Here is an 11,585-nt window from a genome sequence, read left to right as displayed (position 1 = left end):
TTATGACAATGAAGCCGATCCCCACGATCGATGGGCACCACCACATATGGCGGCTGAAAGACCTTAGCTGGCTGTCGGGCCCGCAGGTGCCTCGCATCTTCGGGCCGTATCAGCCGATCTGCCGCGACTACACGATCGAGGAGTTCCGCTCCGAAGTCGCTGCATGCGACGTGGTCAGATCGGTTTACGTACAGACTAACTGGCCAGCCGGGCAGAGCCTCGACGAGGCCCGCTGGGTGCAGTCCGTGGCTGACGCCACCGGATGGCCGCACGCCAACGTCGCTCACGCCGATCTAGCGGATCCCGATGTCGGAACCCTGCTGAAGCAACTGAAGGACCTGCCTGCGACCCGCGGCATCCGCCAGCAGCTGCATTGGCACGACAATCCGCAATACAGCTTCGCGCTCCGCCCGGATGTCTTCAACGACAGCGAATGGCGGCGCGGCCTCGCGATGCTGTCGGACCACGGGTTGCTGTTCGAGTTGCAAGTCTTTGCCAGCCAGATGGCGGACGGCGCGAGGCTGGCCCGATGCTTCCCCGATACCACGTTCGTACTGGAACATGCGGGCATGCTCGAGGACACCTCAAAGGACGGCTGGAAGAGATGGCGGGACGGCATGGCGGCATTGGCCGACTGCAGCAACGTCAACGTCAAACTGTCGGGGCTTGGCACGTTCGATCACGCCTACCGCCTCGAGACGGTGGCGCCCATTGTTCGGGAGACGATCGCGCTGTTCGGCGCGGACCGCTGTCTGTTCGGCAGCAACTTTCCGATCGAGAAGCTTTGGACCGATTACGCGTCGCTGTATGGCACCTTTCGCCAAGCAATCGAACATCTTCCGGAAGGAGGGCAGCACGACGTGCTTTACAACACGGCGGCGCGTCTGTACCGGATCTGACGCCTGCGCTCGGCCATGCATCGATTGGCGCTTGCGACAGGAGACGGCATCCGAACAATGCCCGCCGATTTGCTCATTGCCAGCCAAACATTCCAAACGTTCTTTAGAGATTATGACATGAAGATCGTCGATCTTAGCCGCGAATTGCATCACCGAGCCCCGACTTATCCCGGACATCCTCCGATCATGCACGGGGTCTGGAAGAGCCATTCAGATTCCTTCGCCGACTCCGGCGGTGTTTACGGATTGGCATCCATGTTCATCTCGATGCCTGACCACGCCGGGACGCACATCGATGCGCCCAGTCATTTTGGCAAGGGAGGAATACCGATTGACGAGTATCCGCTGGAAAAGTGCATCGTGACGGGGATTTGCATCGACCTTCGCCATATCGCGCCACGCGCGGAGATCACACCCTCCGATCTGGAGGCGGCCGTGGAAAAGAGCGGCGTCGGTGTGCCCGATGGCGGCACGGTGCTGCTGTGTACCGGACACCACGAGCGCACCTTCCCCGGCAAGGAATACGCAACCGACAATTCGGGCATCAACGTCGCTGCAACCGAATGGCTGGCCGACAAGGGCGTTGTACATTTCGGCATCGACTCGATGCGACCTGGCCCCATGGGTGATGTGAACCTGCTGGTTCACAAGGCGTGCCTGGACCTTGATATCACCCACATCGAGAGCCTGTGTAATCTGGAATCGCTCCTCGGCCAGGGTCAATTCACCTTCATCGGCCTGCCCATGAAATGGCGTAACGGCACGGCTTCTCCAATCCGAGCCGTCGCTGTTTTCGATCTGAAGTAAGATGCGCCCCGAGAATTGATCCTACGACGCTGCACGGTCGTCCATTTCACACATGAACTCCAATGACCGAAATATTGATATGCATGGTCGATCACCACGACTGACAGCTTCTGGCGCAAAGCAGCCGATCGGCTGGGAGGACTACTCCGCCGGGCACGCCATCCACGTACGGTACTGCTGCAGCAACAGCACCAGCGCGCTCGCCGCCAGGGCGGCACCGTTAGTGACACAGCAGGATACCCGAGCCCAGCCCGATTACGGCTGCCCAACGCCGCGCCGATGGCATTGCCAAGGCGAATGTGCATCGGCTTCGAACTTTGACCCTAACGGGGCTCAACAGTACCCGCCCACGGCTGATTTTAATAGCGGTGTCGAGAAACATCGAGCGGCACCGATGAGGTCAACCTTGGAAGCCGATCGGGGTCAAATAGCGTGCCTGTTCATACCTGAGTTGCCCAGCTTTGTATCGAACGACTATTGCTCATTTAAAATTCATAGGCGACGCCGGCATCGCCGCTCACGTCGGCGGACCGGGCAGCCTAGCTGTCCGACACCGAGTTGGAAAAACTGTTCCGCGCGCGCGACTGGGAGCTTGTCGGCCGATACGTTTCGTCCAACACCGCGTCCGCAGCATGATGTTTCCGACGCCGACGCCATTGATGCGATCCGCGAGCGAGACCCACCGGTCCGCCGATGCCATGAGGACGGCGCACCGATGGGGGTGGCCACCGCCAGCCGAAGCCGATGCGCAGCGGTTGCCCGGCACTCCACGGCCGTGATCATGACGGGCGGGGCTCGATGACCCCATCCGGAGGTGGGCCTTACCTTTTCCAGGGCCGGACTCTCGCGGATGAAATCGCAGTTCATGCATTCGTATCGATGGATCCCGACGTCGTTGTTGATCGACCGAACTTGGACCAGCAGAAGCCTAGCATCGCACTTGGGGCATGGGGGGGCGGCCTGGCATTGTGCGCGCCTGACGGTTGTCAGGAAGCATGTCCCGGAGTTCCATCCTATCGACGGGTTCCATTCCTCTTGGCACCATAAGCGACTCTCGGTGACGATTCCCAGCAACGTGGCACAATCATCTCTTTCCGAGCGGTCCATCGCGGACCGATGTCCGGACCGCGGCCTTGCTCTCGATCAGCCAGTATTTCCCGCTGCTTATGCTTATTCACACTCCGGCTGGCTACGTGCATCTCACTGCCGAAGAGCTCACGACCGGATCGATAGCAGCGACGACGGAGGCGAAGATATGAAGAATCCACTAGACGCGTATACGCTCCAGGCGCGGCTGGCTCCGGCGATCGTCGCCGGCGCGCCGGCCTTCGCTTTCGCCGCGATCTTCCTTTCTTTCGGCTCGATCGGCTTGCCGCACTTGATCGCGGGTGTAGCGCTCATCGTGCTGTTCGGACTGTTCTCGGACGTGGCCCGACGACGAGGACGAGCGATCGAACCTCTGCTAATCGGGAAGATGGGCGGGCTGCCGACAACCGTGTTGCTGCGTCACCGGGATCCGAATTACGACGAGAGGACGAAGGCAGACTTTCACAGCTTCATGTCAGCGAAGCTGGGAGATCCCGCACCCTCATCGGAGGATGAGGAAAGACATCCTCAGGCGGCCGACGAGTTCTACGCACGCGGCGTCGCCTGGCTGCGAGAGAACACCAGGAACGCGAAGAAATTTCATGTGCTGTTCGGTGAAAACGTTAGCTACGGTTTCCGCAGGAATTTGCTGGGCCTCAAGGCGCCGGGCTTCCTGCTGAATGCGACGATCGTGCTGGTTTGCCTTTCCATCTTGTGGGCTCGCTGGCCGATCGATCAATCGAACGGGTTCGATGGGAAGCGGTTAGCCGTCGTGACGATCGCTCTGCTGCACGCCGCCTATCTAGAGCTGTTCGTGACGGAGGAGGGTGTGTCCGAAGCTGCCCGTACTTACGCCCGTCAGCTTCTGTTGAGCAACCAATCTCCCTATTTCGGCAAACACCCAAGAACTCTGCCGCCGCCCCGCAAGAGGGCAAGTCGTTCACGTGCGCCGGCAGCCGACCAACCCAAATGATTCCAGATCACCGCCTGCCTAGCTGGTTTCAAGCTTATAATGGGCGAACGACGGGGAACCAGCGAACCGTGAGATGAGGAGGGCGCCTACCTGCGCCAATTGTGGTTCGCCGGCAACCATTCCCACATCGGCGGCAGCTACCCAGAGAATGAATCCCGGCTATCCGACCTGGCTTTGAAGTGGATGGCCACCGAAGCAAGAAAGGCCCGCTTGCTGGTTAACGGGAACCTGCTCGCGACCTACGGCTGTCACATCGGACGCCAGCATGACGAATGCAGGGTCGGTATAAGGCTGCTCCACTTTTGGCGGTTACCGCAGCGGCGGCATCTCCGCATACAGGACGAACATCGAACGCAGAGAACCGCGTCGCCAATCCAAAAATAGCCCCGATCACGATTAGTTGTGCGGCTCAAAAACGAGGCTGCGGGAATGTAGAAGCCCTACGGTTTGATCCAATCCGTTCACGAAGCTCACGAGTGAGCGTTTGTGTGACATGGCAGGCCCGCTCAATCTTAAGGCAGCAGCAGATCTCTTCGAAGTGCACCCGCGACAAATAGAATCCGATGTTTTGATAGTTGCCGCTCATCAATTGATAGGTCATCTTCTTATGAGAAGATCTGGAGCCTATGCAATGAGAGCGATCGCGATAAATTCCGCCGCACAATCGGTTGAGATCACCGCGGTGTCATCGGATCTTGGGGCGACCGCAAAATGGTTTGGATCGCGTCCCCATAAGGCGGCCCGATTTCCGAACGGAGATATTTTACTAGCCGTAACCGCCAACGTTGCGGAGGCATTTACGGTCGGTGGATCAGCACCAATCGCCGGATCGGCCCTCCTGATCGGCCGTCGCAATAAGTTTGGAGAGTACGCGGCCGCGCGCACATCGGTGGACGTACTACAATCTCTGATCACCTGGACGATGATACAGATAAACAGTGATCCGCATGGCTATACTCAACCCGGGGTGGGGGGCAGGGTTAGAAATACGCGTAAGAAGGCCGCCGTTCTGTGATTAAAATCGCAAATGGAACGACGGTAAAAAGGCTGAACGCCGGCAGGGTTTCGATGCGGCTGACAGACTTCGAACTTACGGCGGAGTTGTTGTCAGAGGCCGTGCGCCAGGAAGACGGGGCGCGAGACCGTGTTGCAGACCGATACGGGATCCATAAATCGGTGATCACTGACCGGGTTCGAAGGATGGAAGTCTTTTTTAAAGTTCGGTTGTTTCAGGGGCCTCAGCGAAAGACGCCGACGGCGGCCGGCTTGAAAATGGCGCGGTATGGCCCGCAGCTGTTAGAAGAAGTCAAGCACTTTTCTTATATCCTTAAAGTAGCTGAAAAAGACGACGAAATTGTCTGAACGATAAACAAGCGGTAAAAACATGCTGTCAAGTTACAACGCCGGTTTAGAATGCCCGTCGTCGCGACGCCCGAATCGACCGTTCGGATGCTCGGGTGTGCTACTCTGGCGGGGAAAATGACGGCATACACACACTACCACGGCAAATATCTCGCCCATCGCATCATGCTGCAGGGGAGAAATGAAGAAGCGTTTGCCAAATCTCTTTCGGCCGCTCGCGTCGATATGAAGCCTCACCAAGTAGAGGCCGCTCGCTTTGCTTTACATTCGCCGCTGTCCAAGGGGGTCATTCTTGCCGATGAGGTCGGCTTGGGCAAAACCATCGAGGCATGCCTTGTCATCGCCCAGAGATGGGCTGAACGTCGGAGGCACGTCCTTCTGATCGTCCCGGCGTCACTGCGAACGCAATGGCAGCAGGAGCTTCAGGAAAAGTTCTCGTTGCCGAGCATCGTTCTCGATTCGAAAACCCACAGGGACGCTGTGAAGGGGGGCAAGCCCCGCCCTTTCGACAATCCCGCCGCTGTCATCATCACGTCCTATCAGTATGCCGCTCGCAAACACGACGAGCTTCGCGGCATTGCGTGGGACCTTGTCGTTATTGACGAGGCGCACCGGCTCCGCAATGTCTATAAAAAAGGACAATCGGCTCAGGCAAAGCAATTGAGGGACGCGCTCGCCTCCCGCTTCAAGATAATGCTGACCGCCACTCCTCTGCAAAACTCCCTCATGGAGCTTTATGGGCTGGTTTCCGTCATTGATGACTCTTTCTTCGGCGACGAGCAGAGTTTTCGCGGGATGTACGGCCGGACCACCGACCGGCTGTCATTGCAAGGCCTGCGGCGGCGCCTTGCGCCGATCTACAAGCGTCACCTCAGGCGCGACGTACAAGAGGCCGGACACGTCAGCTTTACGAAGAGGATCGCGGTTACATTCGATTTCGAGCCGCATGATCGCGAAGCCCAGCTCTACGAAGGCGTATCCGAGTATCTCCAACGCAAGGATTCTATCGCTTTCGGCTCCAAGCCCAACCAGCTCGTGCTCATCGGCGCGCGCAAAACCCTCGGGTCGTCAATCGCAGCAATCGTCCTGTTCCTGGAAAATGTCATCGCACGGCTTCGTAAGAGCGAGGTGGCAGACGTAAGTGTCGTTGAGGATATTGACGACACGGCAGAAGTCGAAGAGGAAATTGCCGACGACGCCATTCTCTCCGATTCGACCGGATCTGGTCCCAGCGAAGACGAAGATGATGATGGCACGGGTGGGATCGATCCAAACGTGCTGGCGGTCGAGATAGCTGAATTGGAGGGCTATCTGAGTCTTGCCCGATCCATCGGATCGAATGCAAAGGGCGAGAAGCTACTTGAACAACTCCCCTTTGTGCTTGACGCGGTAAAGTCGCTGAGAGGTCAACGGAAGGCGGTGATCTTCACCGAGTCCGTCCGTACGCAGCGCTACCTTGCCGACATTTTGTCACAGAATGGGTATGCCGGCGAGATCGTGCTGATGAACGGGTCTAACAGCGATCCGGAAAGCCAGACGATCTACAAGGACTGGAAGAAGGCAAAGCAAGGCACCGACGCAATTTCTGGCTCCAAATCAGCAGACATGAAGACAGCAATCGTCCAGGCGTTCAGGTCCGATGAAAAGACGATCCTGATCGCGACGGAATCCGGCGCGGAGGGCATCAACCTCCAATTTTGCTCGCTGATTATCAACTTCGACCTGCCGTGGAATCCACAGCGGGTAGAGCAGCGTATCGGCCGTTGTCATCGTTACGGTCAGAAAATCGACGTCACTGTTGTCAACATGCTGAATCGCAAGAATCAAGCCGAGAAGCGGATCTACGAGCTTCTCAAGAACAAGTTCAACCTGTTCGAAGGTTTGTTCGGTGCGAGCGATCAAGTGCTCGGGACAATCGAATCCGGGATCGACTTCGAGAAAAAGGTACTGGCGGTTGTGCAGAGCTGCCGCGGCGAGACTGAAGTTCGGGAGGCATTCGAGAGGCTCGAAGCCGAACTTGAAGAGCAGATCAAGGCTGATATGGCGGAAACCCGCCAGCACCTATTCGACCTGTTCGATGCATCTGTCGTCGACGTCTTGCGACGGCGCGCAACCGACATCGAGCGCACCATGTCGGACTTTGAGCAGCGCCTTTGGCTGGTGGCTCGCGCCGAGCTTCCAGACGCCGAGTTCTTAAATGACGGCATCCCCCACTTTGTCCATGCTAGCAAGACCTGGTCGACAGTCTGGCCCGAGGCGGATGAGCGTGGATGGCAATTTTTCCGGCTGGGCGATGGGACACTTGCGGATGGCTTGGTCGAGGAGGCGCGCAAGCGCGAGCTTCCGGAAGCGAAGCTGGTTTTTGACTACAAGGCCTACCGAAGCGAGGGGCAGCCTCGCCTGTCTGACCTCGAACGGGTTTCCGGAAAATCGGGCTGGCTCAAGGTGTCGCTTTTGAGAGCAGAAACAGCCCTCGGATCGCGGGACAGCATGGTGGTCGCAGCGCTGACCGATGACGGCCAGATGCTGGCTCAGGAGACCGCCGAGCGACTATTCCAAGTGCCCGCCTCCCACGGCCCGGTGGACGCTACCTATCCGGCCGGTACGATGGCGGCAATCGATGGGGAAGCCATGAAGGCTGCCCAGCAGGAGGCTGAGGACGAAAGCCGGAAGTGGCTGGATGAGGAAACCCTGAAATTAGAGGCCTACGCCGAGGACCTCGAAAGCGCCAACAAGCGTCGCGAGAAGGAGCTCAAGGCCGAGGCCGACGCCGCCAAACGAGCGCTTCGAGGCAATCAATCAATGCCGCTGGCAGAGAAAATCGTCGAAGAGCGCCGAATCAAGAAATTGGAGCAGGAGCGCGACGACTTGGTGTTCGGCAGTTTCCAAAGGCTACGCGAGATTCGCAGAGAGATCGATGACAAGTTAAACGATGTTGCCGCGAAACTGGCGATTACGCCGCAAATAACTCCCTTGATGACGATCCGTTGGGAATTGACGGCATGAACAGAAAAACACGTCTTGAACTCACCTGGATCGGCAAGGACGAGCGACCGAAACTTGAGCCAAGGATTCTCATCGAAGATCCAATAAATAGCCATCATGCATCGGAGATGAGTGAGGGTAGCATTTTCGACAATACGTTGATTCAGGGCGACAACTTACTTGCGCTCAGGGCAATGGAAACTGATTACACAGGCAAAATCAAATGTGTTTTTATTGATCCGCCATACAATACGGGCAGTGCATTCGAGCACTACAACGACGGAGTCGAACACTCTTTATGGTTGTCGCTTATGCGCGACCGGCTTGAGATCCTTCGACGACTGCTTTCCGAGCAGGGCTCTCTATGGATTACGATCGATGATAATGAAGCGCACTACCTAAAGGTGCTCTGCGACGAGGTGTTCGGGCGCGAGAACTTCGTTGGGAACGTCGTTTGGCAGAAGCGGTACTCGCGAGAAAATCGAGTAATTATTGGATACGCTCACGATCATATATTGATCTACGCGAAAGACGCATCGAAGCTTCGGTCAGCATTCAATAAGCTTCCGTTGGAAGAGAAGCAGCGAAAGGTTTACAGAAATCCGAACTCGGACCCTCGCGGTCTTTGGCGAGGAGTTTCGCTGGCCGCACAAGGCTATCGTCCGAACCAGATGTATACAATTACGGCTCCCAATGGGAGATTCAGCAGATCAAAGCGCGGCTTTCTCTCCGGACACCACAGTCTGAGGCGCTTGATATCCTCTCCGACGTGCTCGAAACGATCGAGTTTTCTAAGGCGGCGGATGTTGCCGCAGCGCTTGAGGCGATCAAAGCTGATTATCCAAGTGTGACCGAGTTCGAGCGGAATTTTCCGTCGCTGTGCTTCGCCCTTGCGACCGGCGTCGGGAAAACCCGGTTGATGGGCGCGTTCATCGCCTACCTCTATCTCACCGGCCGCTCGAAGCATTTCTTCATCCTGGCTCCAAACACCACGATCTATAACAAGCTGGTTGGCGACTTCAGCCAGCAGAATTCTCCAAAATATGTGTTCCGAGGCATCGCAGAGTTCGCCCAGCTTCCCCCCATCGTCGAAACTGGAGACAACTGGGAGCGCGGTTATGCCGTGCGGGGTGATCTTCTCGGCGACACGGCGGTCGTGTTCATCTTCAATGTTGACAAGATCAACAAGGAGCAGGGCCGCATTCGCAAGCTCCACGAGTATATCGGAGAGAGCTATTTCGAATACCTGTCTGGCCTGCCGGATCTAGTTCTCTTAATGGACGAGGCGCATCGCTACCGCGCCAACGCGGGCATGAACGCGATTGCCGAGTTGCGGCCGGTGATCGGACTGGAATTGACGGCAACGCCGCGCTCAGTCGGTGCGCGCTCGACGGCGTTCAAGAACGTCATCTACGACTACCCGCTCGGCCAGGCGATGGTGGACGGCTTTGTGAAAGACCCAGCGGTCGCGACGCGTGAAGGATTCCGCGCTGACAGCGTCACTCCTGAGCAACTTGAGCGCATCAAGCTGGAAGATGGCATCCACTGCCACGAACACACCAAGGCGGAGCTCGGAATCTATGCGCAGCAGACAGGCCGAAAGCTTGTCCATCCCTTCATGCTAGTTGTCGCACAGGATACCGGCCACGCCGGCGAGATCCGAAAATTAGTCGAATCCGAGGAGTTCTTTCAGGGCCGCTACAACGGGCGCGTGATCGAGGTGCATTCCGGAACGCGAGGCGAAGAAACCGAGGAGGCAACCGCCAGGCTTGTCGCTCTGGAGACCGATGCACAAACTGACATCGTGATCCATGTGAACAAGCTGAAAGAAGGTTGGGATGTCACGAACCTTTACACTATCGTGCCACTACGCGCTTCGGCATCGGACATTCTGACAGAGCAGACCCTCGGCCGCGGCCTCCGATTGCCCTACGGTCAGCGGACCGGAGTCGAGGCCATCGACCGGTTGACGGTCATCGCCCATGATCGCTTCGACGACGTGATCAAAGCAGCACGCGATCCCAATTCGTTGATTTCTATCCGTAAGACGGTGATCGTCGGCGCCGGCGGCGACGTGTCCAACGTTGGCGCGCATGTCGTCGAATCTGCTTCGAACGTTGAAACGTCGCTGACCGGGAATGGCGGAGCGTTCGGAGAATCCGAACAGAAGCCATATGTGTTCGAAACGCAGGAAGAGCGCGAGGTCGCGAAAGTCACCTGGGACGTAATCGCCCGGGAGTTCGAACGGAAAATCAAGACCGGTATCGATAAGCTCGAAACTCCCGAGGTTCAGGCCGAAATCACCCGCATCGTGAAGGAGGTGATGGCTCCGGAGCAAGGATCGTTCGAAACTTTCGAACAAAAAACGGACGTGGCGGCAACGGTGGCCAAAGTCACGAAACAGCTCGTCATGAACACCATTTCGACTCCCGAAATTGTGGTGCTGCCGACGAGCGAGGTGAACTTCGGCTTCAAGGATTTCGATCTTTCGAATCTCGAAACAATCGCCAAGCAGCCGCTGTCCGACCAGATCATGGTGCAGCGCCTGCGAGACGAGTCCCGCGCTTTCCTCGCGCGCACCGTCGAAGGGGTCAAGGAAGAGCGCCTCGAAAACTATCTCGTCCGTCATCTCATGGATCTGCCGCAGGTGGACTACGAGACCCAGAGCGAGCTTCTCTTCAAGCTTTCGGGGCAGATGGTGGAGCGGCTGGAAGCCTATCTCACCAAGCCAGAGGATGTCGAAAATGTCCTCATCGTGCACGGGAAGGACCTCGCCAGGTTCATTTTTGCGCAGATGCAGGAGCATTATTGGGAGACGGCGACCGACTATCGGGCGAGCGTGTCCCGGGGCTTCGTGATGCTGAAACCGACGGCCTATAACGTGCCCAGCCCGGCATTCGTTCGAGATTTCCGAACGCCTGTTGAGCCGCTCAATCAGACGCCAAAATACGTCTTCGAAGGCTTCTCGAAGTGCTGCTATCCGTTCCAAAAATTCGATTCGGACAAAGAGCGCGAGTTCGCAGTGATCGCCGAATCGAAGAGTGAAACCGGAGTGCTGCGTTGGATGAAGCCAGCGACCGGCCAGTTCCGGATCGAGTACGCGGCCGGGCAGTCATACGAGCCTGATTTCGTCATCGAAACAGACAAGGACAAGTTGATCGTCGAAATCAAGGCCAAGAACGAGATGTCCGATCCTATCGTGCAGGCGAAAGCAAAGGCTGCGCAGAAGTGGATCTATCACGCGAACGACCACGCCAAGGAGACTGGCGGCAAGCCATGGACCTATATGCTCATCCCGCATGATGCCGTCAGGCCGAGCGCGACCTTGGCGTCGCTGGCATCGGCATACTCTCGGTCAGCGTTGATTTGAAAAGATAAGGAATTAGCTAGCGACGTGGCCATGGCAGTATTTTTCGGCCGAAGCTCCTAGGGGTGACCGGCCGCGTCCATCGCGTTGGCCTGCTTGTTCATGA

Annotated in this window: 8 protein-coding genes and 1 pseudogene; all 9 read left to right on the top strand. The window is 57.3% G+C overall.

Features of this window, described 5'->3' with window-relative positions; translation table 11 throughout:
* Positions 1-8: 8 nt before the first annotated feature.
* Entirely contained in the window at positions 9-899 is an 891-nt protein-coding gene (locus tag FIU28_RS17105; protein WP_143574403.1) for an amidohydrolase family protein, read from the top strand.
* A 117-nt stretch (positions 900-1,016) separates the two neighbouring features.
* Positions 1,017-1,706: a cyclase family protein gene (locus tag FIU28_RS17100; protein WP_210247731.1), complete on the top strand. Its 690-nt coding sequence runs from the start codon at positions 1,017-1,019 to the stop codon at positions 1,704-1,706.
* 1,255 nt (positions 1,707-2,961) lie between these two features.
* The gene (locus FIU28_RS17095) at positions 2,962-3,765 is read left to right on the top strand and encodes a hypothetical protein (RefSeq protein WP_143574401.1); all 804 of its coding nucleotides are present in this window, start codon (positions 2,962-2,964) and stop codon (positions 3,763-3,765) included.
* A gap of 90 nt (positions 3,766-3,855) precedes the next feature.
* Positions 3,856-3,969, top strand: a pseudogene (locus FIU28_RS17090) (phospholipase effector Tle1 domain-containing protein); the annotation flags it as partial.
* Between the two features lie 289 nt (positions 3,970-4,258).
* Entirely contained in the window at positions 4,259-4,780 is a 522-nt protein-coding gene (locus FIU28_RS17085) for a hypothetical protein (RefSeq protein WP_143574400.1), read from the top strand.
* Complete coding sequence (locus tag FIU28_RS17080; protein ID WP_246660717.1) at positions 4,777-5,127, top strand: helix-turn-helix domain-containing protein; 351 nt, start codon at positions 4,777-4,779, stop codon at positions 5,125-5,127. Before FIU28_RS17085 ends, FIU28_RS17080 begins: the two co-directional genes overlap by 4 nt.
* A 117-nt stretch (positions 5,128-5,244) precedes the next feature.
* Positions 5,245-8,133 carry an SNF2-related protein gene (locus FIU28_RS17075; RefSeq protein ID WP_143574399.1) on the top strand — a complete coding sequence of 963 codons (2,889 nt, stop codon included), beginning with the start codon at positions 5,245-5,247 and terminating at the stop codon, positions 8,131-8,133.
* Complete coding sequence (locus FIU28_RS17070; RefSeq protein WP_143574398.1) at positions 8,130-8,963, top strand: site-specific DNA-methyltransferase; 834 nt, start codon at positions 8,130-8,132, stop codon at positions 8,961-8,963. Before FIU28_RS17075 ends, FIU28_RS17070 begins: the two co-directional genes overlap by 4 nt.
* Positions 8,882-11,482: a DEAD/DEAH box helicase gene (locus FIU28_RS17065; protein ID WP_168209950.1), complete on the top strand. Its 2,601-nt coding sequence runs from the start codon at positions 8,882-8,884 to the stop codon at positions 11,480-11,482. The genes FIU28_RS17070 and FIU28_RS17065 overlap by 82 nt, the downstream gene beginning before the upstream one ends.
* Positions 11,483-11,585: the final 103 nt, after the last annotated feature.

This window comes from Tardiphaga sp. vice154 (genome assembly GCF_007018645.1).
Taxonomy (GTDB): Bacteria; Pseudomonadota; Alphaproteobacteria; order Rhizobiales; family Xanthobacteraceae; genus Tardiphaga.
The sequence above is the reverse complement of the archived record's forward strand: the minus strand, read 5'-3'. Positions and strand labels throughout refer to the sequence as shown.

Excerpts from the sequence above, each read along its gene's own strand:
- FIU28_RS17105 (WP_143574403.1), top strand. The coding sequence starts at position 9 with ATGAAGCCGATCCCCACGATCGATGGGCACCACCACATATGGCGGCTG.
- FIU28_RS17100 (WP_210247731.1), top strand. The coding sequence starts at position 1,017 with ATGAAGATCGTCGATCTTAGCCGCGAATTGCATCACCGAGCCCCGACT.
- FIU28_RS17095 (WP_143574401.1), top strand. The coding sequence starts at position 2,962 with ATGAAGAATCCACTAGACGCGTATACGCTCCAGGCGCGGCTGGCTCCG.
- FIU28_RS17085 (WP_143574400.1), top strand. The coding sequence starts at position 4,259 with ATGGCAGGCCCGCTCAATCTTAAGGCAGCAGCAGATCTCTTCGAAGTG.
- FIU28_RS17075 (WP_143574399.1), top strand. The coding sequence starts at position 5,245 with ATGACGGCATACACACACTACCACGGCAAATATCTCGCCCATCGCATC.
- FIU28_RS17070 (WP_143574398.1), top strand. The coding sequence starts at position 8,130 with ATGAACAGAAAAACACGTCTTGAACTCACCTGGATCGGCAAGGACGAG.